Annotated in this window: 16 protein-coding genes, 1 tRNA gene and 2 pseudogenes; 13 read left to right on the top strand and 6 right to left on the bottom strand. The window is 68.6% G+C overall.

Features of this window, described 5'->3' with window-relative positions; genetic code table 11:
- Window positions 1–8: 8 nt before the first annotated feature.
- A complete protein-coding gene (locus Rai3103_RS14925) occupies window positions 9–752 on the bottom strand; it encodes a cupredoxin domain-containing protein (RefSeq protein ID WP_153573240.1) in 744 nt (247 codons plus the stop codon).
- Window positions 753–1,343: 591 nt separating this feature from the next.
- On the opposite strand from Rai3103_RS14925, the gene Rai3103_RS14920 reads away from it, so the two are divergent.
- The 4 genes from Rai3103_RS14920 to Rai3103_RS14905 all read left to right on the top strand — a co-directional run bounded on the left by Rai3103_RS14920 (window position 1,344) and on the right by Rai3103_RS14905 (window position 5,498).
- Window positions 1,344–3,014, top strand: a complete 1,671-nt coding sequence (locus tag Rai3103_RS14920) for a purple acid phosphatase family protein (protein WP_153573239.1) — start codon at window positions 1,344–1,346, stop codon at window positions 3,012–3,014.
- 186 nt (window positions 3,015–3,200) lie between these two features.
- Complete coding sequence (locus Rai3103_RS14915; RefSeq protein ID WP_153573238.1) at window positions 3,201–3,734, top strand: type 1 glutamine amidotransferase domain-containing protein; 534 nt, start codon at window positions 3,201–3,203, stop codon at window positions 3,732–3,734.
- A 393-nt stretch (window positions 3,735–4,127) separates the two neighbouring features.
- Entirely contained in the window at window positions 4,128–4,586 is a 459-nt protein-coding gene (locus Rai3103_RS14910; protein ID WP_153573237.1) for a hemerythrin domain-containing protein, read from the top strand.
- A 165-nt stretch (window positions 4,587–4,751) separates the two neighbouring features.
- Window positions 4,752–5,498 (top strand): alpha/beta fold hydrolase, encoded by a 747-nt coding sequence (locus Rai3103_RS14905; protein WP_153573236.1) that lies wholly within the window; start codon window positions 4,752–4,754, stop codon window positions 5,496–5,498.
- Window positions 5,499–5,588: 90 nt separating this feature from the next.
- Here the strand turns inward: Rai3103_RS14905 and Rai3103_RS14900 are convergent, their stop codons facing one another.
- The 3 genes from Rai3103_RS14900 to Rai3103_RS14890 all read right to left on the bottom strand — a co-directional run bounded on the left by Rai3103_RS14900 (window position 5,589) and on the right by Rai3103_RS14890 (window position 9,452).
- Entirely contained in the window at window positions 5,589–6,839 is a 1,251-nt protein-coding gene (locus Rai3103_RS14900) for an IS256 family transposase (RefSeq protein WP_153573799.1), read from the bottom strand.
- A 50-nt stretch (window positions 6,840–6,889) separates the two neighbouring features.
- Window positions 6,890–8,152 carry an alpha/beta hydrolase family protein gene (locus Rai3103_RS14895; protein ID WP_228488967.1) on the bottom strand — a complete coding sequence of 421 codons (1,263 nt, stop codon included), beginning with the start codon at window positions 8,150–8,152 and terminating at the stop codon, window positions 6,890–6,892.
- A gap of 172 nt (window positions 8,153–8,324) precedes the next feature.
- Window positions 8,325–9,452 (bottom strand): MFS transporter, encoded by a 1,128-nt coding sequence (locus tag Rai3103_RS14890; protein ID WP_228488966.1) that lies wholly within the window; start codon window positions 9,450–9,452, stop codon window positions 8,325–8,327.
- A gap of 130 nt (window positions 9,453–9,582) precedes the next feature.
- Between Rai3103_RS14890 and Rai3103_RS14885 the strand changes: the two genes are divergently transcribed.
- Window positions 9,583–11,040, top strand: coding sequence for an MFS transporter (locus Rai3103_RS14885; RefSeq protein WP_153573235.1), 1,458 nt, complete (start codon window positions 9,583–9,585; stop codon window positions 11,038–11,040).
- Window positions 11,041–11,142: 102 nt separating this feature from the next.
- Here the strand turns inward: Rai3103_RS14885 and Rai3103_RS14880 are convergent, their stop codons facing one another.
- Window positions 11,143–11,871: a rhomboid-like protein gene (locus tag Rai3103_RS14880; protein ID WP_153573234.1), complete on the bottom strand. Its 729-nt coding sequence runs from the start codon at window positions 11,869–11,871 to the stop codon at window positions 11,143–11,145.
- Window positions 11,872–12,078: 207 nt separating this feature from the next.
- Here Rai3103_RS14880 and Rai3103_RS19205 point away from each other — a divergent pair, with 207 nt between their 5' ends.
- The 4 genes and pseudogenes from Rai3103_RS19205 (at window position 12,079) to nrfD (ending at window position 17,227) form a co-directional block, all read left to right on the top strand.
- On the top strand, window positions 12,079–12,642 hold the full coding sequence (locus Rai3103_RS19205; RefSeq protein WP_228488965.1) for a molybdopterin-binding domain-containing protein: 564 nt from the start codon (window positions 12,079–12,081) through the stop codon (window positions 12,640–12,642).
- Window positions 12,643–12,654: 12 nt separating this feature from the next.
- A pseudogene (gene fdh / locus Rai3103_RS14875) lies at window positions 12,655–15,447 on the top strand (formate dehydrogenase); the annotation flags it as partial.
- Window positions 15,447–16,472 carry a 4Fe-4S dicluster domain-containing protein gene (locus tag Rai3103_RS14870; RefSeq protein ID WP_153573232.1) on the top strand — a complete coding sequence of 342 codons (1,026 nt, stop codon included), beginning with the start codon at window positions 15,447–15,449 and terminating at the stop codon, window positions 16,470–16,472. The pseudogene fdh and the gene Rai3103_RS14870, both read left to right, overlap by 1 nt.
- The gene (gene nrfD, locus Rai3103_RS14865; protein ID WP_228488964.1) at window positions 16,469–17,227 is read left to right on the top strand and encodes an NrfD/PsrC family molybdoenzyme membrane anchor subunit; all 759 of its coding nucleotides are present in this window, start codon (window positions 16,469–16,471) and stop codon (window positions 17,225–17,227) included. The genes Rai3103_RS14870 and nrfD overlap by 4 nt, the downstream gene beginning before the upstream one ends.
- A gap of 415 nt (window positions 17,228–17,642) precedes the next feature.
- Here nrfD and selD read toward each other — a convergent pair.
- Window positions 17,643–18,628: pseudogene (gene selD / locus Rai3103_RS14860) on the bottom strand (selenide, water dikinase SelD).
- A gap of 152 nt (window positions 18,629–18,780) precedes the next feature.
- On the opposite strand from selD, the gene Rai3103_RS14855 reads away from it, so the two are divergent.
- The 4 genes from Rai3103_RS14855 to Rai3103_RS14840 all read left to right on the top strand — a co-directional run bounded on the left by Rai3103_RS14855 (window position 18,781) and on the right by Rai3103_RS14840 (window position 22,460).
- A tRNA-Sec gene (locus Rai3103_RS14855) sits at window positions 18,781–18,875 on the top strand.
- Window positions 18,876–18,888: 13 nt separating this feature from the next.
- Complete coding sequence (selA, locus tag Rai3103_RS14850) at window positions 18,889–20,193, top strand: L-seryl-tRNA(Sec) selenium transferase (protein ID WP_153573231.1); 1,305 nt, start codon at window positions 18,889–18,891, stop codon at window positions 20,191–20,193.
- Entirely contained in the window at window positions 20,190–21,947 is a 1,758-nt protein-coding gene (gene selB, locus Rai3103_RS14845; protein ID WP_153573230.1) for a selenocysteine-specific translation elongation factor, read from the top strand. Before selA ends, selB begins: the two co-directional genes overlap by 4 nt.
- A 75-nt stretch (window positions 21,948–22,022) precedes the next feature.
- Window positions 22,023–22,460 carry an NfeD family protein gene (locus Rai3103_RS14840; RefSeq protein WP_153573229.1) on the top strand — a complete coding sequence of 146 codons (438 nt, stop codon included), beginning with the start codon at window positions 22,023–22,025 and terminating at the stop codon, window positions 22,458–22,460.
- Window positions 22,461–22,485 lie beyond the last annotated feature (25 nt).

Raw genomic sequence — 22,485 nt, 5'->3', positions numbered from 1 at the left:
GGGATGGGTCACTCGACGATGACGTCGCCGACCATGCCCATGGTGTCGTGGAACATGCAGATGTAGTGGTACGTCCCGGGCTTGGTGAAGGTGACCGTGAAGGTGGACGGGACGTGGGCGAAGGTGTTGTAGGGCGGCGGGAGCATCATGCCGGAGGACAGATCGCCGCCGGAGTAGGCGGTCGGCGTGCCGTAGGGGGCGAAGTCAGGTCCGTTCGGCCCGATCTTCTCTTGCCCGAAGGTGACGGTGTGCGGGACCGGAAGCCCCGTGTTCATCCCCATGTCGAAGGTCACCGACTCGTGGGCGCGGACACGGACGGTCGGACGGATGAAGCGCATCACCAGAGCCTTGTCGTTCGCGGCCCCGACGTAGACGTGGTGGGAGTCGGAGGTCGCCTGAGCCTTGGCACGGAGCTGGTAGCCGGCCGACAGGGCGGCTGCCTTCGCCTGGTTGGCCTGCGCGTTGTACTGCTGCTGGGAGTAGGGATACGGGGTGCCCGCCGACCGTACGTGGACGATGCCCGTCATCATCTGCCCGTGCACGTAGCAGATGTAGTGGTAGTCCCCGGTGACCCCGGTGAACTGCAGGTCATACGAGGTGATGCCCCCGGCGTCGGTCGACATGATGCCGGAGTTCCGGAACTGACCGGGCGCGGTGATGGTGGTCTCCGGAGTCGGAGCAACCATGTAGGGCGCACCGAACGGTCCCAGGGGATGCGTGGCGTCGACGAAGCTGACGGTGTGGATCTCCATGGAATTGGCGACCCAGTGGACGGTGTCACCGACGTCGATCCAGATGTCCTGGGGGCGAAGGCCATCCCTTGGATCGCCCCGTCGGTCGATTGCTGGCCGACCATCACATTCCAGGTCCTGCCGGTGGCGGCCTGGGCTGGCGCGGCGCCGAGGGCCACGAGCGTCGCCGTGATCAGGACCGCCAGCAGCCTCACGAGCCGTACGCGGGCGCGTCGGTGGGTGTGGATGAGCATCTGATGCTCCTTCCGAGAGCGGCACATCGTTGTGCCTGTGGACATCCGCCCGGTACCTGGCGAGGCCTCCCCAGGTGCCTGGCGGCCGCCAGCTCACACGTCAGACGCCCACGTGAGCTGCGTCACAACCCTTCACCCTGGACTCCATCCTGTCCATAGCAATGGATCGGCATTCCAGTGAGCTTGCCCAGGGCGCCTCAGCCATCTCTCAGTGACGCGCTGTGTCACGGCTGTACGGGCGGGCTCGGCGATGTCATGCAGGGCGTTGCTGCGCGTTGGTGCATTGTTCACCGGGGACGGCGCGAACGGTTACCCAGCCGTGTGAGAGCGGTCACTCGGATCGGCGAGCATCGCGCCCATGAACTCGTCCTCCTCCCAGGAAGCCGTCCGCCCCGTTCCGAACGAGACGGATGGTGCGCTCTTCCGTGCCAGCCTCGGTCGGCGCGGATTCCTTGCCGCCGCCGGCCTCGTCGGCGCGGCGGTGTCCGCCCCGTTCGGCGCCGCCGCCGCGTTCGCTGCTCCGTCCTCCGGCCCGGCATCCGACCTCGCCGGTCTTGATCCGGTCACCACGCCGCCCGTCGAGGGCCTCCACACCCAGTTCGGCCTGGACGCGTCCAGCCAGATGACGGTGTCGTGGCACACGATGCAGCCCGTCTCGAACGCCCGCGTGCTGGTCGGCACGGAGAACTCCGGCTACCACGGCTCTGTCGCCGCGGCCACCCGCAGCTACCGCGACGCCAAGTCGGGCAAGACCGTGTACGCGCACCATGCGCGGGTCGGCGCGCTCAAGGACGCGCAGGAGTACGTCTACCTGGCCGTTCATGACGGCGCGACGGCGCAGTCCGGCACCTTCCGGACCGCGCCCCGGGGTCGTCAGGCGTTCCGGTTCACCAGCTTCGGTGACCAGGCCACGCCGACCATCGGCAAGCGCTACACCCCGCCGGCCGGCGTCACGCTGCCCAATCCGCCGTACGTCAATGACAATCTGGGCTCGCCCTTCGCCGCCGATACGGTGGCGGGGGTCGAGCGGGCCGAGCCGCTGTTCCACCTCTTCAACGGCGACCTCTGTTACGCGAACCTGGCCCAGGACAGGGTCCGCACCTGGTGGGACTTCTGGAACAACAACACGCGCTCCGCGCGCAACCGCCCGTGGATGCCGTCCGCCGGCAACCACGAGAACGAGAAGGGCAACGGCTTCGGCTTCCTGGCCTACCAGACGTACTTCGACCTGCCGCCGGTCGCCGACCAGGCCGAGGAGTTCCGTGGCCTCTGGTACGCGTTCACCGCCGGCTCGGTGCGGGTGATCTCGATCAACAACGACGACGTCTGCTACCAGGACGGCGGCGACTCGTACGTCCGGGGCTACAGCCACGGGGCGCAGAAGGCGTGGCTCGAGGCCGAGCTGAAGGCCACCCGCGCCAACAATGAGATCGACTGGATCGTCGTGACCATGCACCAGGTCGTGATCTCCACCGCGGACAAGTTCAACGGAGCGGATCTCGGTATCCGCCAGGAGTTCGTCCCGCTCTTCGACGAGTACGGTGTCGACCTCGTCGTCTGCGGTCACGAGCACCACTACGAACGCTCGCACCCCCTGCGTGGCGCCCAGCAGAACCAGACGCTGACGCCTGTCCCCGCCGGCACGGACACCCACGTCGTGGACACCAGCAAGGGCACCGTGCACATGGTCATCGGCAGCGGCGGTACCGGCGTGCCGAGCAACCAGCTGTTCTTCACCCCGCCGGCCTGCCGCGTGATCACGAGCGTGGGTGCTCCGGGGGCCAACGGCAAGCGCCCGCCGGTGTACGTGCAGGAGGATGCCCCGTGGTCGGCCGTGCGTGATGCCGAGAACGCCTATGGCTTCGCGGCGTTCGACGTCGACCCCGGCCAGCCCGGTGGCACGACGTCGATCCGGGTGACGTACTACGCCGTGACCGGAGTGGGCGGGGAGTGCAAGGTCTCGGACACCTTCACCCTGCAGCGGCCGCGGCGCGATGCGGAGCAGGGCAAGGGGCAGGGCAAGAACTGAGCGGCGCGATCTGGGACCTCGATCGGCAGGAGGTGTCGGGGTCCCAGGTCCGTGGCAGTGCCGTGGGTGGCGACCAGCCCACGTGTGATCGTTGAAGATCGCGGACACCGCGACCTACGGTGGACGTACGCCCGGTCGAGCCGAAGGCCGGGATGACGGTCACATCCGAGTGAAGGGACCCGACACATGACGGCCAAGAAGATCCTCATCCTGTCGACGGAGTACGGCACCGAGCGTGACGAGCTGATCGTCCCATTGGAGAGACTGAAGGAGTTGGGACACCAAGTGACGCTCGCGACCCCGAACGGGGGAGCGGTCCAGACCCTGAAGAGCGACAAGCACCCCACCGACCGGGTCCCGGCTGACACCAAGGTCGCCGACGTCACTGACGACTATGACGTCATCGTCCTGCCCGGTGGGGCGTTGAACGCTGACAAGGGGCGGATGGACGCGGACATCTGCCGCCTTGTGAAGGCCCAGGCCGACGCCGGCCGTCCGATCGCCGCGATCTGTCATGCCCCCTGGGTGCTCGTCGAGACCGGACTGGCCCGCGGCAAGGACCTGACCTCGTACGTCTCGATCCGCACCGACACCGTGAATGCCGGGGCCACCTGGCACGACGAGCCGGTGGTGACCAGCGATGCGAACGGCTGGACCTTGGTCACCTCGCGCAATCCGCACGACCTGGACGCGTTCGTGAGGGCCATCGACGCACTCTGATGTGATGGGCATTGACTGTCATCGGAGCCGCGTGTTGATGCGCTGGTATCCGGAGTCCTCGCGGGTGCCTCCTGCATGGACTCCGTACATATGGACTCCGTACATCCGGTGCAGGGGAGCCTCGTTCAGCCCCACGCAAGGATGATCTCGACGTCCTGGGCGACATCCGGGGGAGTGCGGTGTAGTAGGGCTCCAGCGGCCCGCCGTGGGGCCACGTCCACGTCCGTGGAGACGTGGACACCTAGAATATTTACAATTGCTCCGTGTAATTTAGGGATGTCCTGAGACACGTTCATACGGTTGGCGTGTTGTGTGGAGCGGTGCTGCTACTCGAACCCGTGCGCTCGAGGTCGAAGGTCAGGTACAGGATGCACGATCCACGGAGGTTGATCAATGGTTGAGCGGACGATCGTCCCGATCCTCGAAGCCGAGCACCAGCTCATCGACGAGGACATCGAGCGCTTCGCCAGCGGATCGATATCCGTCGAGGAGTTCCGGCGTTCGATGGACCTGCTGCGTCGCCACATCTACGTCGAGGAGGCGATGATGTTTCCACAGTTGCGCGAGGCCGGCCTCATGATGCCCATCATGGTGATGGAGCGGGAACACGGGGAGATCTGGGGCCTGTTGGATGCGCTGGATGCTGAGATCGCAGACGACTCGGCCAGTACTGACGTCTCCAAGAACCTGGAGGCGTTGACGACACTGCTGGCGAGCCACAACGCCAAGGAGGAGCCCATCGTCTATCCGGTGACCACGACGGCGCTGTCGGACTTCGACGCCCAGGTGGTCAAGGACTTCCTGGCCTCGGGAACCATGCCATACGGCTGGACGTGCGCGAAGGCGACCTGACTGTTGTCGGCGGTAGGTGGGGGCCCGTCGGTGGTCTGATGGGCCCTGGCCGCCCCTCGAGCGGATGACCGATAATGCACATTATGTCAGAACAGGCTGACGGGGTGGACCCCACATGCCTGGTGCCACAGACTGTGTAGCGGAGCCTGAAGGGACTGACGCGTGATGGCTGACTACGTCTTGGTCCATGGTGCGTGGCACGGTGCCTGGTGCTGGGACAAGCTGGTCCCCCTCCTGGAAGCCGCCGGTCATCGCGCCTACACGCCCACACTCACCGGAGTGGGCGAAAGAGCGGCGCTCCTGGCTCCTGGGATCGGGCTCGACACCCACATCCAGGACGTGACGGACCTCATCGAGGAGAACGATCTGCGGCAGGTGATCCTCGTGGGCCACAGCTACTCGGGGATGGTCATCACCGGCGTCGCCGACAGTCTCCCGGACCGGATCGCTCGTCTGGTCTACTTGGATGCAGTCGTCCCCCGCGACGGGCAGTCCATGGCCAGTGCTGCACACCTCGGAGCGCTCCTCCGCTATGCGGCGAGAAGGCATGGCGATGGCTGGCGCGTGAACCCGCCGGGGGAACGGCGTCCCGGCAAGGGCGGGCTCTTCGATGTCACGCGGGAACCGGACCTGGGTCTCGTACGCTCCAGAGTGACGCCCCAGCCGCTGAAGACCTTCCTCCAGACCTTGCACCTTTCTCACCCGGAAGCCCTCGCCGCGATCCCGCGTACCTTCATCGAGTGCACGGACCGTGGGGCGGCAGTCGCGCTGATGCGCAGGATCATGCGTCGAGCCCTCCCCCAGTACGGGCCGGGCTGGGAACGACGCACACTCCGCTCGGGCCATGACGCCATGATCATCGCACCGCAGGAATTGGCGCTCCTGCTCCTTGAGGTCAGCCCGACGCGGTGATTGACACTTCTGCCTACGGGAAGGCACCGTCCGCTCAGGAGGGGGTGTGCTGGGTGTGTCAGATAAACGGTGTGTGGGGGCCGGGCGTTTTCAGTGAGTGGTTCTCTCGAACCGGCCTGCGAAGGTGATCGCGAACGCGTTCAGCGCGGGCTTCCACCTGATTACCCAGCGTGCCTTTCCTCCGCCGGTGGGGTCAAGTGATCGGGTGACGAGATACAGACACTTCAGGGCGGCCGCCTCGTTGGGGAAGTGGCCCCTGGCGCGGACCGCCCGCCGGTAGCGGGCGTTGATCGACTCGATCGCATTCGTCGTGCAGATCACCCGCCGGATCTCCACGTCGTACTCCAGGAAGGGCACGAACTCGGCCCACGCGCTCTCCCACAGCTTGATGATCGCCGGGTACCGGTCACCCCACTCGGCCGCGAAGTCGGCGAAGCGGTCCTTCGCGGCCTGCTCCGACGGGGCGGTGTAAACGGGCTTGAGGGCCTTCACGATCCCGTCGCGGTGCTGGCGGCCGGCGTAGCGGAAGCTGTTGCGGATCAGGTGCACGATGCACTGCTGGACGACCGTGTGCTCCCAGGCCGTGGTGATCGCCTCCGGTAGGCCCTTCAACCCGTCACAGACCGCGATGAGCACATCCTGGATGCCGCGGTTCTTCAGCTCCGAGAAGACCTGGAGCCAGAACCTGGCGCCCTCGGCCCCGTCACCGGCCCAGATCCCCAAGATCTCGCGTTCCCCGGACACGGTGACGCCCATGACGACATAGAACGGGGTGTTGCGGACCTGTCCGTCGCGGACCTTGACCACGATCGCATCGACGAAGATCACCGGGTAGAGCGGATCGAGCGGGCGCGACGACCACTCGGCCAGTTCGCCCGCGACCTTCTCGCTGATCCTGGAGATCGTGTCCTTGGAGACCCTGGCGCCGTAGACCTCCTCGAAATGCGCCGCGATCTCCCCGGTCGTCAGCCCCCGCGCGGACAGCGACAACACGATCTGGTCGATCCCGTCCAGGCGTCGCTTCCGCTTGGGGACGATCACCGGCTCGAAGGAGCCGTCGCGGTCGCGGGGAACCTCGATTTGGACCGGGCCGATCTCGGTCAACACGGTCTTCGACCGGGTCCCGTTACGCACGTTGGCCCCGAGCGGGGTCTGTCCGTGTTCGTGGCCGAGATGCTCGGTCAGTTCAGCCTCCAGAGCCGTCTCCAGCACCTGCTTCGTCAGCCCGGACAGGAGGCCTCCTGGCCCGACCAGGCTGATGCCCTGCTCCTTGGCCTGGGCGAGCAGCAGCTCGGCCAGGCCCTTCTGATCGATGATCTCCCCGGTCACGGGATCGATCATCACCTCCGGTGTTGCTCCGGTCGTGTCCGACACGGCCATCTCCTCTCGGATCAGACCGGTCCCCTACACACCGTTAATCTGACAGTCTCGGTGTGCTGAACGTCGACCTGCGGATAGGGCGAGTGGCCGGTCAGCAGTGGTTCGGGCTGCCCTTGGCTCACGTGGTCGACGAATGCGCTCAGATAGGCGTTGGTGATGGTGAGCGCTTTGGTGCCGTTGATAGGACCGAGCGGGACCTGGGACCGGATCGGTGCAGCGAGGTAGTAGGAGCCGTAGTCGCTGAAACTGAAGTGCTCGGTGCCCCTGATTTGGTAGCACCAGGCCTCCCCCGTGCTAGCAGCCAGCAGAGTCTGGGCGGTGTCCCGGCTGGCTTGTTCGCCGTCGTCGGCGGGTCGGCAGGTACCGGTGATGCAGGAGTTCTGGCTGCCGATGAGCATCATCGGCTTGGCGAGCCCGGTGTGGACGACCGCGCCGTACTGGGTGCCGTCGAGGTCCGCCGCGCCTACGCAGTGTGGGTCGGTGCGGCACGCCTCCAATGCGGCTGCCCCGCCGAAGGAGTGACCGGCATAGACGATCGTGCTGGCGTTGATGTGGCCAGCGAAGCGGCCGCTGGCGTTCAGCGCCGCGAGCTGGGTGGCGGCGAACTGGTCGTCGGCGGCCCAGATGGCGACGAGCCGATCGCCCGAGGCCTGGGCTTCGCCCGCGTGCTCGTTCGCGGTGTCGGTCGCCCGTGGTTTACCGGCCTCTGTTGCCGATATCGTCTGTCCGTTGAGGACGGTGAGGTTCGCACTGTAGGTAGGGGTGACGCCGGCGACCAGGTAGCCATGGCTGGCCAGGTCTTCCGCGAGCGTCGTGTATTGGGCGGCTGCCAGGCCCATGCCCGGTTCCAGCACGACAATGGGGAAACTGCCCTCGGCGACCGGGACGTCGGCGTATGAGTGGACGTGAATGTCCGCGAAGCTGGTTTCGCCAAGACCGGCCGGACCGCTCAGATGCAATCCCGCCCAAGCGCCCGGGGTATAGGCCGCCTGCTGCGCGCCGGGGCCGGGGACACCCGGGTACCACAGCCAGACCGACAGCTCCCGTGGCTCACCCGGTCGCGGGGCGAGCGGATCGGTACGGGTGCTACCGGTCCATTCGACGAGGGTCCGACCGACTGTGTAGGAGCCGGTCGGAACGGGCAGCGTGACCGGCTGCGCAGTCTGGGTCGCCACGTATCCGATGTAGCCGCTGAGGACGAGAACGAGTACGAGCGCCATCCAGAGGACCCACCGCACCCACCGGCGCTTTCCCTTGACTGCGGGTTCACCCATGCCTGGATCGTACGGACACGGGCCTGTGATCCGGATAACGGAGCGTGAGGCTGTCTGCGACGGTCAACACCGCGGTGATCTCGCACTGCCGCGGACCTTGGTCCTTTCCCGCGGATACCGGGGTATCCGCGGGAACCAAGCAACGTCCGCGGCGAGGTCGGGAGGTTGCACCTCAGTCCTGGGCGCGCTTCCTGCCCGGGCTGGGGCGCTGCGGAGCTGTCGGCTCAGACGGCCACCGGCGGGGCCCGGTCCACAAGGCCGGCGGGGCGTCGAGTTCGCGGCACAGTGCGAGGGCGGCCCGGTCGTAGTTCTGGCGCCAACCGGTGAAGTGGGGCCAGGCATCCTCGTCGGTCTCGGTCACCGGATAGCCGACCGAGCGCAGGGATGCCGCCGCTTGGGAGAATTCTTCGAAGGTCACCGAGATGGGCAGCGGGTGGGTGGCCAAGCGGGCGAGGTCCGGGACGGCCAATTTCGAGGCCTTGGCCATCTCGTTCAGGGTTTCGAAGCCCATGCGCAGCATCAGGCGTGCCGTGATCTTGGGGTCCGAGTGCGGAGCCAGCGCGAGGTGCAGGGCGGCGGCGTCCATGACGGCGATCAGCGAGGTCAGCCAGTGGGAGTTGGTCCTCGGCGACCGCAGACGCAGCAGAGTCGGGTACGTGTTGTGCGATTCGGCAACCTCGGCGGTCCAGCGTTCCCAGCGTACGAAGAGGTCGCTGAGGACGGGTCCGGAGTCGCTGGTGCCAGTCCCCCAGTGCGTACGCAGCAGGATCTCGGGCCCCCAGGCGGGGGCCCCTGCCCGCGCGACGAGGAGGCTGACCTCCGTCTCGCGCCGGTTGAAGGCCGCGTACACCGTTGGCAGGTAGCCGATCTGGAGGCCGATGACGGCCATGCCGGTGAAGCCCGCGAGGTAGGCGGTGAACTGTCCCCCGCCGCCGTGCGGGACGGCGAAGCCGAGCGTGAACACCGATGACCCGGCGTCCTGGAGTGCGGCCCCGAAGTTCCCGCCGGTATCGGGAAGCATCACCAGCGCGTAGCCGACAACGAGCATCCCCATCCAGAGCGTCAGGCGGACCACGAGCGTCAGGGGCGCCTGCCAGCCGAGGATCCGGTCGCGTCGGTCGAACGAGGCGATGGGGCGCAGTGCCAGCAGGAAGGCGCGGTCGATCGACGTGTCGAGGACCGCGGTCACCCACGAATCGACGCGCCGCGGAACGACGAGGGCCCCGATGATGCTCATCGAGGTTCCTGCCACCACAGCGAGACCCGCCACGACGGCGAGCCAGGCCAGCACCTCAGACACGGGGCATCACCAGCGAGGTGGACGCCGTGCGATTCCGCGCGTTCCTCAGCAAGGTCACCTTCTTCGCCGAAAGCCGTGAACGTCCGAATGCTAACGCGCAGGTGCGGCCCGTCGGGCTAGCCTCGGAGAGGTGAGCGCCGACGATCCGGACGAACCACCCTGGGGTCTGTTCACGATCATTGTCACCGCGTCATTCATGGCGCTGCTCGACACCTCGATCGTCAACGTGGCCCTGCCGACGTTGAGTCGTGACCTCGGGGCGAATCCGACCCACGAGCAGTGGATCGTCGCCGGGTATTCCCTGTCGTTCGCCCTCGCCCTCGCCGCTGCCGGGAGGGCGTCGGACGTCTACGGACGCAAGCGTATGTACGTGATCGGCATCGGCGGATTCGGCCTGGTCTCGTTGCTCTGTGGCCTGTCCCCCACCCCGGCGATGCTCATCGCGATGCGGTTGGTCCAGGGGGTGTTCGGTGCCGTCCTGATTCCCACGGTGTCGGGGTTCATCCAGCAGCTGTTCACCGGCCCGCCCCGGAGCCGTGCGTTCGGCTATCTCGGCATGGTCGTGGGCGTGTCCACCGCCGTCGGACCGGTGCTGGGCGGGTTCCTCGTCTCCGCCCTGCCGGACTATCTCGGCTGGCGGTCGATCTTCTTCATCAACGTCCCGATCGCCGCGGTGATCGTGCCGCTGGCCTTGCGCCGACTGCCTCAGGACCGGCGCGAGGATCGCCAGAACCTCCGCCTCGATGTCCCCGGCATCCTGCTGGTCTCGGTGATCACCGTCGCGGTCATGCTGCCGTTCGTGCTCGCCACGTCGATGGCACGTGTATCGGACGCGCCCTGGTGGCTGATCGTCGTCGCCCTGGTCGGCATCGTCCTGTTCGTCCTGTGGGAGCGTCGCGAGGACAGCGCGGGCCGCTCCGTCATCGCTCCCGGGGAACTCGTCCGGACTCAGTCGTACGTCTACGGCACCGTCATCGGGATGTTCTACTTCCTCGGCTTCGCTGGGTTCTTCCTCTCCCTCGCCCTCTACCTCCAGGCCGGGCTCGGGCTGCCCGCCTGGCAAGCGGGCCTGATCCAGATGCCGTTCGCGGTCAGCTCCGCCGCTGCCGCTGCCCGCGCCGGCCATTGGGTCAACACCTGGGGACGCCGACTGGTGACGACGAGTCTGGCCGGGGTCCTGCTCGGGTTCGCCAGTGTCGACCTCATGACGAACCTGCACCCGGACTCGGTGAATCCGTGGCTGCTCGCGGCGCTGTTGTTGGTCACGGGCGGGTTCTCCGGCGCCGTCATCACACCGAACGTCGCCCTGACCCTGGAGGAGGTCCCGGTCTCACGGTCATCGACGGCCGCCGCCCTTCAGCAAACCATGGGGCGTATCGGCGCGACGATCTCGATCACCGCGATGACGCTGGCCTTCTATGCGTCGCTGCCGGCCGTCGCGCGCCAAGGCGGCCATGCGGGCGGCATCGAGAACGCGACCTACTCGGGTGCCTTCTCGATGTCCCTCCACGTCACGGAGGTCTGCTTCCTCGTGGCTTTCACCATCGCCGTACTGGACGGCAGGCGGCGGAGACTCCAGCAGGCGTGAGAGCCGCGGCCCGACGCGTCGGCGGACAGCTGCTCCCGCCCCCGTTGGCCTGTCCGCACTCGTGTCGACGTCCCTCGGCGTTGTGCCTGCCGGGGCTGATCCTCAGACGGACGGTGACGAGAGGACCGGGGTCCTGGGGTGCAGGCCACGTACGAGTGGGCGCATCGCCACCCCCAGCAGGAACGCCACCAGGTGACCGGCATTGGTGGTCTGCGGGGCCAGCACGAAGATCATCATCCAGATCAGGGTGAGAACCGCCGCCCACAACCACTGGGTACGGCCGCCGAACCAGTAGCCGGCGAGTCCGAGGAGGGCGGCGAAGCCGTAGCTGGCGCCGACGTCGACGACGAACGCGACATCCGTCGGTAGCCTTCCCACCCCGACGCCCCAGGCGACCGCGACCGCGGTGACCAGCGTTGCGCCGATGTGACCCGCCCAGAACACGATCAGCCATCGCTTCACCCCAATCCAGCGCTCCAGCGGGGCCAGAACGACGGTGAACGCCACGACCCACATGGCGAACTCGAGTGGCGTCACGTAGAACACACTGCGGAGCAGCACGGGGATGGGGTTGATGCTCAGCTCGTGGAGATTCGTGCTCTGAGCGGCCAGGAAGGCCGTACGAAGCCCGGTGTCCGTCCGTACGAGGAGCCAGGTGGTGAACGCGAGCAGCCCCAGATAGGAATAGGTCAACGGTGCGGTGCGGACCCACGTCCACACGGGCGGTCGAAGCCGATGCCACTGCTCGACGAGCCCGACGCTCCAGCGCCATCGCCGGCGTTGTCCCAACCTCCCCAGCACCCCTACGACGATCAACAGCAGCAGGATCACAGGCACAGCGTAGGGGGACCGGGAGCGGATACCGGCTGTCCGGCCCAGCTGGTCCGGTCCCTGCTCGTCCGGTCCCCGCAGGCCCGTCGGTCGACGGACGCGACGTCCAGAGGATTTCGCCGCAGGCTATGGTCATCCACCGCCACCCCGCCCTAGGCTGACACCACCAGCGTGAGTTGCCTCTCATGGAGGGATGCCGAGATGGGCATGGGCAAGACGTTTCTGGAATGGCCGATCGTGCGCCAGTTGCGCACCGGTGATCTGCTCGGCCGCGGTCCTGCGGTTACCAGCGAAAAGACGCGGAATATCGTTCCGCGGACGCAGACCGCGGACAGCGTGGCCCGCAGTGTCTGCCCCTACTGCGCTGTCGGCTGCGGACAGCGCGTCTTCGTCCAGGACGGCAAGGTCACCCAGATCGAGGGAGACCCCGAGTCCCCCATCAGCCGCGGCAGGTTGTGCCCGAAGGGGGCGGCCAGCGAACAGTTGGTCAACTCCCCCAGCCGGATCACGAAGGTGATGTACCGGCGACCGCACGGCACCGAGTGGGAACACCTCGACCCGGACACCGCGATCGACATGATCGCCGACCGCTTCCTCGCCGCCCGCCACGACTACTGGCAGGAGCACGACGACAAGGGTCATGCCCTGCACCGCACGATGGGCATCGCCGCCCTCGGCGGGGCCACTCTCGACAACGAAGAGAACTACCTGATCAAGAAGCTCTTCACCGCCGCAGGGGCGTTGCAGATCGAGAACCAGGCGCGTATTTGACACTCCGCCACGGTCCCCAGTCTGGGGACCTCGTTCGGGCGCGGTGGCGCCACGCAGTACCTGCAGGACCTGTCGAACTCCGACTGCATCGTCATCCAGGGCTCCAACATGGCCGAGTGCCATCCGGTCGGTTTCCAGTGGGTGACCGAGGCCAAGCTGCGGGGGGCGAAGATCATCCACGTCGACCCACGCTTCACCCGTACGTCGGCGCAGGCGGATCGGCACCTGCCGATCCGGGCGGGCAGTGACATCGTTCTCCTCGGTGCCCTGATCAACCATGTGCTGAGCAACGATCTGTGGTTCCACGAGTACGTGCTCAACTACACCAATGCCGCGACGATCGTGAACGACGACTTCCGCGACACGGAGGACCTGGATGGCGTGTTCAGCGGCTTCAACGAGGACCGCCACTCGTACGACCTGACCAGCTGGGCGTACAAGTCGGAGGGTGACGTGGAGTCCCTCGAGGGCGGCAAGCTGGGCGGTGTCGCCGGGCCGTCCGGGGGTCATCCTCATGGCAGCGACCTCAGCACCAGCTCCGCGGGCGAGAGCCACGGGTCCGGTGGACCGTCCCTGGAGCACGCCGAACTGGAGCGCGACGAGACGCTGACCGACCCCCAGTGCGTCTTCCAACTGCTGAAGAAGCACTACCGGCGCTACACCCCCGAGATGGTGCAGCAGGCGTGTGGCATCTCCCCGGAGGACTTCGCCTATCTGGCCGACGCGATCACCAGCAACTCGGGGCGCGAGCGCACGACCGCCTTCTGCTACGCGGTCGGTTGGACCCAGCACAGTATGGGGGCCCAGATCATCCGTACGGCGGCGATCCTGCAGTTGCTGCTCGGCAACATGGGCCGTCCCGGCGGCGGGATCATGGCGCTGCGTGGTCATGCCTCGATCCAGGGGTCCACGGACATCCCCACCCTGTACAACCTGCTGCCCGGCTACCTGCCGATGCCGGTGGCCGGTCAGCAGGACACCTTCGAGGAGTACCTCGCCAACATCGCGTCCAAGCAGCAGAAGGGCTTTTGGGCGAACGCCGACGCCTACATGGTCAGTCTGATGAAGTCCTACTGGGGTGACGCCGCCACCAAGGAGAACGACTGGTGCTTCGACCATCTCCCTCGGTTGACCGGTGCCCACGGCACCTATCAGACGGTGATGTCGATGCTGCGCGACGAGATCGCCGGCTACTTCGTGATCGGGCAGAACCCCGCGGTGGGCTCGGCCAACGCCAAGATGCAGCGGCTCGGCCTCGCCCACCTGAAGTGGTTGGTCGTCCGGGACTTCCAGCTGATCGAGACCGCGGATTTCTGGAGGGCCAGCCCCGAGATCGAGAGCGGTGAGCTCGTCACCGAGGACATCGGCACCGAGGTGTTCTTCCTGCCCGCAGCCACCCACGTGGAGAAGGCCGGCAGCTTCACCCAGACCCAGCGCCTGCTGCAGTGGCGGGAGAAGGCGGTGTCGCCGCCGGGCGAGGCGATGAGCGACCTGCAGTTCTTCTACCTGCTCGGCAAGAAGCTGCGGGAGAAGGTGGCCGGTTCGGGTGACCCACGGGACCGCGCCCTGCTCGACGTCACCTGGGACTACCCGGTCGACGAGCATGGTGAGATCGTCCCGGAGTCCGTCCTGATGGAGGTCAACGGCCGCCACCTCAGTGGGGAGAAGGCGGGTCAACTGCTCAACGCCTACACCGAGATGGCAGCGGACGGTTCGACGAGTGGCGGCTGCTGGATCTACACCGGCGTCTATGCCGACGGCACCAACCATGCCGCGAACCGGGTGCCCGCCGACGAGCAGGACTTGGTGGCCTCCAAGTGGGGCTGGGCCTGGCCCGCCAATCGGCGCATCCTCTACAACCGTGCCTCCGCCGATCCGGACGGGAAGCCCTGGAGCGAGCGCAAGAAGTATGTCTGGTGGGACGAGGAGACTGGCAAGTGGACCGGCAAGGACGTACCCGACTTCCCGCCCCAGACCGCGCCCTCCTACCGTGCACCGGACGGCACGGGAGGACCGAAGGGCCTGGACGGCATCGATCCGTTCATCATGCAGGCCGACGGCAAGGGCTGGCTCTTCGCCCCGAAGGGCCTGGTGGACGGGCCGTTCCCCACCCACTACGAGGCGAATGAGTCGCCGATCGTCAATCCGCTCTACACCCAGCAGTCCAATCCGGCGCGGGGGACGTTCCGGCGTCCCGACAACCTGTTCGCTCCGTCCGGTAACGCACCGGGGGCCGAAGTGTATCCGTACGTCTTCTCGACCTTCCGACTCACCGAACACCACACAGCCGGCGGGATGAGCCGTTGGTTGCCCTACCTCGCTGAGCTCCAACCGGAGATGTTCTGCGAGGTGTCGCCCGAACTGGCCGCCGAAAGGGGCCTGGAGGACCGGGGGTGGGCCACCATCATCTCGGCTCGGGCCGCGATCGAGGCCCGGGTGATGGTGACGGACCGGATATCGGCCCTGACCATCGAGGGTCGTACGGTGCACCAGATCGCCATGCCGTACCACTGGGCAACGGGTAACCAGGCCATCGTCAGCGGGGACGCGGCCAACGACCTGTTCGGTGTCGTCCTCGACCCGAACGTCCAGATCCAGGAGTCCAAGGTCGCCTCCTGCGACATCCGTCCGGGTCGACGGCCGCGGGGCCCTGCCCTGCTGGAGCTGGTCGAGGAGTATCGCCGCCGGGCGGGCATCACCCCCCAGACCAGCAACGCGGCACTCGGGAGCGCCCTCGCGGGGACACCCGGCGATGCCGAGGAGAGCGCCCCGGGCACCGACGTCCACGAAGCGGAGGAGGAGTGATGGGATTCTGGCGCAGGCAACTCACGGGCCCCACCGATCCCGCCGCCGATGCGAACTGGGAGCCGCATCGGCCGAGGAAGGGTTTCTTCACCGACACTTCGATCTGCATCGGCTGCAAGGCCTGCGAAGTGGCCTGCAAGGAATGGAACCACGTCCCCGGTCGTCCGGTCGACGAGGGGGGCCTGCAGATGCTCGGCTCGTCGTACGACAACACCGGCCATCTGGGCGCCAATACCTGGCGACACGTCGCTTTCGTCGAACAGGACGCCGAGCAGTTGGCCAGGGCCCGCCGCTCGGGCGCGGTTTCGCTGGGGATGCCGACGATCGGGCAGCCCGCCGCGGCTGCGACGTCCACTCCCCCTGGACCCTCCGACGGCGCGGCGGTCGGGGCCGAGGCGGAGTTGCCTGACGTCCGCTGGCTGATGAGTTCGGACGTCTGCAAGCACTGCACGCACGCCGGGTGCCTCGACGTGTGCCCGACCGGGGCGCTGTTCCGTACCGAGTTCGGCACCGTCGTGGTCCAGGACGACGTCTGCAACGGCTGTGGCTACTGCGTGGCGGCCTGCCCCTTCGGTGTGATCGGCCGCCGTGAGGCCGGCACCGTCGAAGTCGGCAACGGGCAACGTGAAGCGATCCCCAAGGCCGGCGTCGCGCAGAAGTGCACCCTCTGCTACGACCGGATCGGCGTCGGCGGCACCCCCGCCTGCGCCCAGACCTGCCCCACCACCAGCATCAAGTACGGCGACCACGACGAGATGGTGAAGCTCGCGCGGGAGCGACTCGCGACGCTCCATGCCCAGGGCCACACCGAGGCCCGGCTGTACGGCGCGAACCCCGAGGACGGCGTCGGTGGCACCGGATCGGTGTTCCTGTTGATGGACGAACCCGAGGCGTACGGCCTGCCGCCGGACCCGGTGGTGCCGACCGCTGACCTGGGGGCGATGTTCACCCGGGCCGGGATCGCCGGCACCGCCATGCTCGGCGCCGTGATCGCGATCTTCGCGGGGACCGGAAGGATGAGATGAGCACGAGCCCGTTCGACCAGGACCGCCCACCCGAGCCGCCGCGTCGCCCGGCCTCACCGGGTCAGGACGCCCGGCGCCGGCGCAGGGCGGATCCGAACGCCACTGTCCCGGAGGCTGACTTCACCAGTTACTACGGGCGGAACGTCGTGAAGCCGGCGCCGTGGGGTAACCCCATCCCGACGTACCTGTTCATCGGCGGTCTCGCGGCCGGCTCCGGGCTGCTGGCGGCGGGGGGACATGCGACGGGGCGGCCTCGCTTGCGGCGGCGGGCCCGGATCGCCGCCATCCTCGGCGCCGCAGCGAGCGGTCTGACCCTGATGAAGGATCTGGGTCGCCCCGAGCGGGCGATCAACATGATCCGCACGGTGAAGCTCACCTCGCCGATGTCCGTCGGCACCTGGATCCTGACCGGATTCAGCGCCGCCGCGGGAACGGGGATCGCGACCGAGGTGGCCTGCGCGATGGTGCCGCGCGGCTCGACGTTGCGTTCAGCGATAGGTCTCGTCGACGGCCTGGCCAGTGCCGGGACGGCGTTCTTCGCCCCGCCGTTGGCGGCCTACACGGCGGTGCTGCTGGCGGACACCGCGTCGCCCACCTGGCACGAGGCCTACCCGAAGCTGCCCTTCGTGTTCGTCGCCTCCGCCCTTGCCGCCGGGAGCGGGCTGGCGCTGGTCACCACTCCCCGGCCGAAACCGGTCCCGTACGTACGACGGCAGTCCTCGCCGTCGCCGCGGACCTGGCCGCGGACGCCTTGATGAAGCGCGACCTCGGCGATCTCGCCCAGCCCCTGCATGAGGGCGACGCCGGCAGGCTGAACGCGGCGGCCCGCGCCCTGTCCGTTGCCGGAGCGCTGGGGGCGGCCGTGCTGGGCCGCCATCGTGCGGGGGCCGCCATCAGCGGTCTGGCGCTGATGGCCGGCTCGGTCTGCACCCGCTTCGCGATCTTCCGCGCTGGGATCGAGTCCGCGAAGGATCCGCGCTACACGGTCCAGCCGCAGCGGGCCCGCGCCGAGCGCGTGGCGGCCGAGGGACACGGGATCACCCAGCCGGGCGGTGACTGGCCGCGAGCAACGACGTCGTCGGGGGTGGCGCCGGGGCCAGCCGCGGTCCCGGGGACATGCCTCTGGGGGACGAGGTGCGATCGCCCTCGGCCTGAGCGGACCGGCCGCGGTCAGCGGACGACCACGGCCGCCGGACCGGCCGGGACGAACTCTCCGATCACCGGCGCTCCGGCGATCTCCCCGCCGAGCAGCAGGCCGCCGGAGGTCTGCGCGTCAGCCAGCAGCAGCAACTCGTCCTCGCCCACTCGGCTGTCGAGACACGGCCTGACCCACTCCAGGTTCCGGCGACTGCCGCCCGGGATGAACCCGGCGGCCAACGACTCACGGGCATCGGCCAGGTACGGGACGGCGGCCGCGTCCACGACCGCCGTGACCCCGGAGGCCCGGGCCATCTTGTACAGGTGCCCCAGCAGCCCGAACCCGGTGACGTCGGTGGCCGCGGTGATCCTGGCGGCAAGGGCGGCCGCCGAAGCAGCGGCGTTGAGGGCGACCATCGACTCCACGGCGTGCGCGAAGACCTCGCCGGTGGCCTTGTGACGGTTGTTCAGCACCCCGACGCCGAGCGGCTTTGTCAGGCTGATCGGTGTCCCCGCCCGGGCCGCATCGTTGCGCAGGAGGCGATCGGCACGTCCCACCCCCGTCACGGCGAGACCATAGGTCGGTTCCGGGGAGTCGATACTGTGGCCGCCGACCAGGGGGTGTCCGCCTGGTCGCAGACGTCCAGCGCGCCCCGCAGCACTTCCCTGGCCAGTTCCGTCGGGAGCACGCCGCGCGGCCATCCGAGCAGGTTGATCGCCATCGTCGGCAGGCCGCCCATCGCGTAGATGTCGCTGAGGGCATTCGCGGCGGCGATCCGGCCCCAGTCGTACGCGTCGTCCACCACGGGGGTGAAGAAGTCAGCTGTGGAGATGACCACCTCGTCACCGGCGTCCCGGAGCCGGACGACGGCGGCGTCGTCGCCGTCATCGAGTCCGACGACGAGTCGGGGATCGCGGCGGCCCACCAGACCGCCGACCATCTCCTCCAACTCACCGGGCGGGATCTTGCAGGCGCACCCTCCCCCATGGGCGAACTGGGTCAGCCGGGTCTCACTCATGTGACGAGCCTAACGATCGGCATGGCCCCGGGACAGGGGAAGCGCGGAGTGCCGGGCGCGACAGGGGCGCGGCATGGGTTCTCGCCGATCGACACGTGTGCACGCATTTCCCCCTGGCCGAGCCGCGCCCTCCGGCTAGACTCCTGGCCGAGGGAGGCGTATGGGTACCTGGTGGTCCCCCGGTCTTCAAAACCGGTGAGGCCGGGTATCTCGGCCTGGCGGGTTCGATTCCCGTCCGCCTCCGCCATCACCACGAAGGGATGCCGGTGGCCGGTGATCCGCGGCGTGCCATACCCCGCACGGATGTGCTCATGGACGAGCCCGGCTTCCGCGCGGCGATCGACCGGCTGGGACCCGCCAGGGTCAAGGCCGCGATCGTCCAGGCGCAACAGCGTGCCCGCGCCGGCGAGATCCCTCCCGAGTCCGTCCGTGGCCATGCCCTGGCCGCCCTGCCGACCAGGGCGACGAGCCTGCGACCAGTGATCAATGCCACCGGGGTCGTGATCCACACCAACATCGGACGGGCACCGCTGTCCCCCGCCGCGGTGGAGGCGTTGGTCATCGCTGCCGGGTACGTCGACGTCGAACTCGACCTGGCCAGCGGGCAGCGCTCTCGGCGAGGTCGTGGCGTCCTCGACGCCTTGCTGTCCGCCGTTGTGCCGGCCGAGGCGGCTCTGGTGGTCAACAACGGTGCCGCCGCCCTGGTGCTGGCGACGACAGCTCTCGCCGCGGGGCGGGAGGTGGTGGTGTCGCGGGGGGAGATGGTGGAGATCGGGGACGGCTTCCGGCTGCCCGACCTGATCGCCTCGACCGGCGCACGGCTCCGCGAGGTCGGGACGACGAACCGTACGCATCTGGACGACTACCGCGCTGCGATCGGTCCCGAGACCGGCTGCCTCCTCAAAATCCATCCGAGCAACTTCCGCATCGAGGGCTTCACCAGCGGTGTGGAGATCGCGCAGCTGGCCGGGCTCGGCGTGCCCGTGATCGCCGACATCGGTTCGGGCCTGTTGGGACCCGACCCGGCCCTGCCGGACGAGCCCGATGCCACCACGACGCTGCGGCAGGGGGCGGCGTTGGTCACGGCCAGCGGCGACAAGCTCCTCGGGGGCCCGCAGGCCGGCATCGTCCTCGGCGCCGCCCCGTTCGTCGAGCGGCTGCGCAGGCATCCGCTCGCCCGGGCGCTGAGGGTGGACAAGCTCACCCTGGCCGCACTGGAGGCGACCCTGACGGGCCCCGAACCGCCCGTCACCCGGATGCGGCACCTGCGCCCCGAGGATCTGCGTGGCCGGACCTGGAAGCTGGCCGAAGCGGTGGGCGGGGAGATCGTCGAATCGGCCGGCCGGGTCGGCGGTGGCGGTGCCCCTGGCGTCGCGCTCAGCGGCTACGCCGTGGCCCTCCCGAGCAGGGTGGCGGAGCTCCTGCGTCGAGGCGAGCCGGCGGTCCTCGCCCGGGTGGATGCGGGGCGGTGTCTGGTCGACCTGCGCTGTGTCCCCACCGCCGATGACGACGCCCTGCGCGACGCGATCCTGGCCGCCCTCACCACCACGGGAGATGCCGGATGAGGGTGATCGCCACCGCCGGCCACGTCGACCACGGCAAGTCGACCCTGGTCAGGGCGCTGACCGGGATCGAGCCCGATCGCTGGGCCGAGGAGCGGGCGCGTGGTCTCACCATCGACCTCGGCTTCGCCTGGACGCGACTCGCGTCCGGCGAGGAGGTGGCGTTCGTCGACGTGCCGGGTCATGAGCGTTTCATCGCCAACATGCTGGCCGGGCTCGGACCCGTCCCCGCGGTGATGCTGGTCGTCGCGGCCGACGAGGGCTGGCGTGCCCAGAGCCAGGAGCACCTCGACGCCATCACCGCCCTCGGCATCTCCCACGGGCTCCTGGTCATCACGCGCAAGGATCTGGCCGACCCCGCCCCAGCGCTCGGGCAGGCCCGCGAGCGACTCCGGTCCACCCCGCTGGCCGGCTGCGAGGCGGTCAGTGTGTCGGCAATGACCGGCGACGGGGTCGAGGAGCTGCGTGGCGCGCTGACGCGGCTCATCGCAAGCCTGCCCGCACCGGCCCCGTCGAGCAGGGTCCGGTTGTGGATCGATCGTTCGTTCACCATCCGGGGTGCCGGCACTGTTGTCACCGGCACTCTGGAATCCGGCACCCTGCGGGTCGGGGACCGCGTCCAGCTGCCCGGTCGTACGGTCGGCATCCGCGCTCTCGAGAGCCTTGGCCAGGACCATCCGCAGGTGTCGGCTCCGGCGCGCGTGGCGGTGAACCTGCGCGACGTCGCCGCAGACGAGGTGGTGCGCGGCGACACGCTGCTCACGGGGGCCTGGCATCACAGCGAGGTCGTCGACGTGGCCCTGAATCCCGTCCCCGACCGGCTTCCCGGCCACCTGATGGCCCACGTCGGCACGACCTCCCGGGCGGTGCACGTCCGTCTGCTGGGGACCCGCTTCGCCCGGATCAGTTGGCGGGCGGCGCTGCCGCTGCAGGCAGGTGACCGTCTGGTGCTCCGCGACCCGGGGCAGCAGCGCGTGCTGGCCGGTGCTGTGGTCCTCGACGCCGACCCGCCGGACCTCGACCGGCGCGGCGCCGCCCGGCAGCGGGCAGCGGAGCTGGAAGACGCCTCCCACCACCTGGATCCCGCGCGGGAGGTGCATCGGCGCGGCTGGATGACCCGCCACGATCTGCAGCTCCTCGGCGGATCCCCGGACGAGGTACTGGCCGGCGTTCACCGCAGCGGTCACTACCTGATCGACGGAGAGGTCTGGGAGGGCTGGGCTGAGGCCCTGCGCCAGAGCGTCGCCGCGTACGCCGCGACCAACCCGTTGCGTCCCCGGATGCCGATGGCTGCCGCCGCCGGTGTCCTCGGCCTGCCCGACCGTGCCCTGCTGGCACCCTTGGCAGAGGACGCGGGCCTGGAGCTGTGTGAGGGCCACGTCGCCCGGCCCGGCACCCGGCCCACCCTGGGGCCGGCCGAACCCGGATTGGTGGAGATCGAGCGCAGGCTGGCTCGACAGCCGTTCCTGGCCCCGGAGCGGCAGGAGCTGACGGAGCTGGGGCTGGGCCCGCGCCAGATCGCTGCGGCGGTGAGCCTGGGCAGGTTACTCGACCTCGGCGATCAGATCGTGCTGGCCCCGACGGCCCCCGCACTCGCCATGCGGCGACTCGCGAGCCTGCCCCAGCCCTTCACCACCAGCGAGGCCCGGCAGGCTCTCGATACGACGCGCCGGGTCGTCATCCCGCTGCTGGAGCACCTCGATCATCGTGGCTGGACCCGGCGCCTCGACGCCGGGCACCGCGAGGTGGTCCGCTGAAGGTCGCGTCGCCGGGACTCGCCGTTGCGTCTCTCCGGTAGATTTGAGGTAGCCCTCAGAGGGGAGGCCCAAGCCATGCCGTGGTTCCTGTGGTTGATCGCGGCTGGAGCGCTCGGTGTCCTGGAGGTGTTCACCCTCACCTTCGCGTTCGGACTGCTCGCCGCCGCCGCGCTGGTCGCCGCCGTGGTGTCCGGGCTCGGAGGCGGACTGCTGGCACAGGTCCTCGCCTTCTCGATCTCCGGGGCCCTCGGCCTGCTGGTCATCCGTCCCATCGCCCAGCGGCAGTTGAACACTCCCCCGTTGTCGCGTGAGGGCACCGAGGCACTGATCGGCCGCTCCGCGGTGGTGCTGCAGCAGGTCGGCGCGACGCAGGGCCTGGTCAAGATCGCGGGCGAGGAATGGTCCGCCCGCTCCTTCGACGAGTCGCAGGTCATCCCTGAGGGCACGACCGTCGAGGTCCTGGAGATCGACGGCGCTCGGGTGGTCGTCTACCCCCGCGAACTTCTACCGTGACACCCACATTGAACGGAGATGAGTG

It is taken from the genome of Raineyella fluvialis, assembly GCF_009646095.1.
In the GTDB taxonomy this organism is placed as follows: domain Bacteria; phylum Actinomycetota; class Actinomycetes; order Propionibacteriales; family Propionibacteriaceae; genus Raineyella; species Raineyella fluvialis.
This window is presented reverse-complemented; position numbering and strand designations above follow the sequence as displayed.

What these genes read in the sequence shown, in the direction of transcription:
- Rai3103_RS14925 (WP_153573240.1), bottom strand. Translation starts at nt 752, where the DNA reads ATGGAGATCCACACCGTCAGCTTCGTCGACGCCACGCATCCCCTGGGA.
- Rai3103_RS14920 (WP_153573239.1), top strand. Translation starts at nt 1,344, where the DNA reads ATGAACTCGTCCTCCTCCCAGGAAGCCGTCCGCCCCGTTCCGAACGAG.
- Rai3103_RS14915 (WP_153573238.1), top strand. Translation starts at nt 3,201, where the DNA reads ATGACGGCCAAGAAGATCCTCATCCTGTCGACGGAGTACGGCACCGAG.
- Rai3103_RS14910 (WP_153573237.1), top strand. Translation starts at nt 4,128, where the DNA reads ATGGTTGAGCGGACGATCGTCCCGATCCTCGAAGCCGAGCACCAGCTC.
- Rai3103_RS14905 (WP_153573236.1), top strand. Translation starts at nt 4,752, where the DNA reads ATGGCTGACTACGTCTTGGTCCATGGTGCGTGGCACGGTGCCTGGTGC.
- Rai3103_RS14900 (WP_153573799.1), bottom strand. Translation starts at nt 6,839, where the DNA reads ATGATCGATCCCGTGACCGGGGAGATCATCGATCAGAAGGGCCTGGCC.
- Rai3103_RS14895 (WP_228488967.1), bottom strand. Translation starts at nt 8,152, where the DNA reads ATGGGTGAACCCGCAGTCAAGGGAAAGCGCCGGTGGGTGCGGTGGGTC.
- Rai3103_RS19205 (WP_228488965.1), top strand. Translation starts at nt 12,079, where the DNA reads ATGGGCAAGACGTTTCTGGAATGGCCGATCGTGCGCCAGTTGCGCACC.
- Rai3103_RS14870 (WP_153573232.1), top strand. Translation starts at nt 15,447, where the DNA reads ATGGGATTCTGGCGCAGGCAACTCACGGGCCCCACCGATCCCGCCGCC.
- nrfD (WP_228488964.1), top strand. Translation starts at nt 16,469, where the DNA reads ATGAGCACGAGCCCGTTCGACCAGGACCGCCCACCCGAGCCGCCGCGT.
- selA (WP_153573231.1), top strand. Translation starts at nt 18,889, where the DNA reads ATGCCGGTGGCCGGTGATCCGCGGCGTGCCATACCCCGCACGGATGTG.
- selB (WP_153573230.1), top strand. Translation starts at nt 20,190, where the DNA reads ATGAGGGTGATCGCCACCGCCGGCCACGTCGACCACGGCAAGTCGACC.
- Rai3103_RS14840 (WP_153573229.1), top strand. Translation starts at nt 22,023, where the DNA reads ATGCCGTGGTTCCTGTGGTTGATCGCGGCTGGAGCGCTCGGTGTCCTG.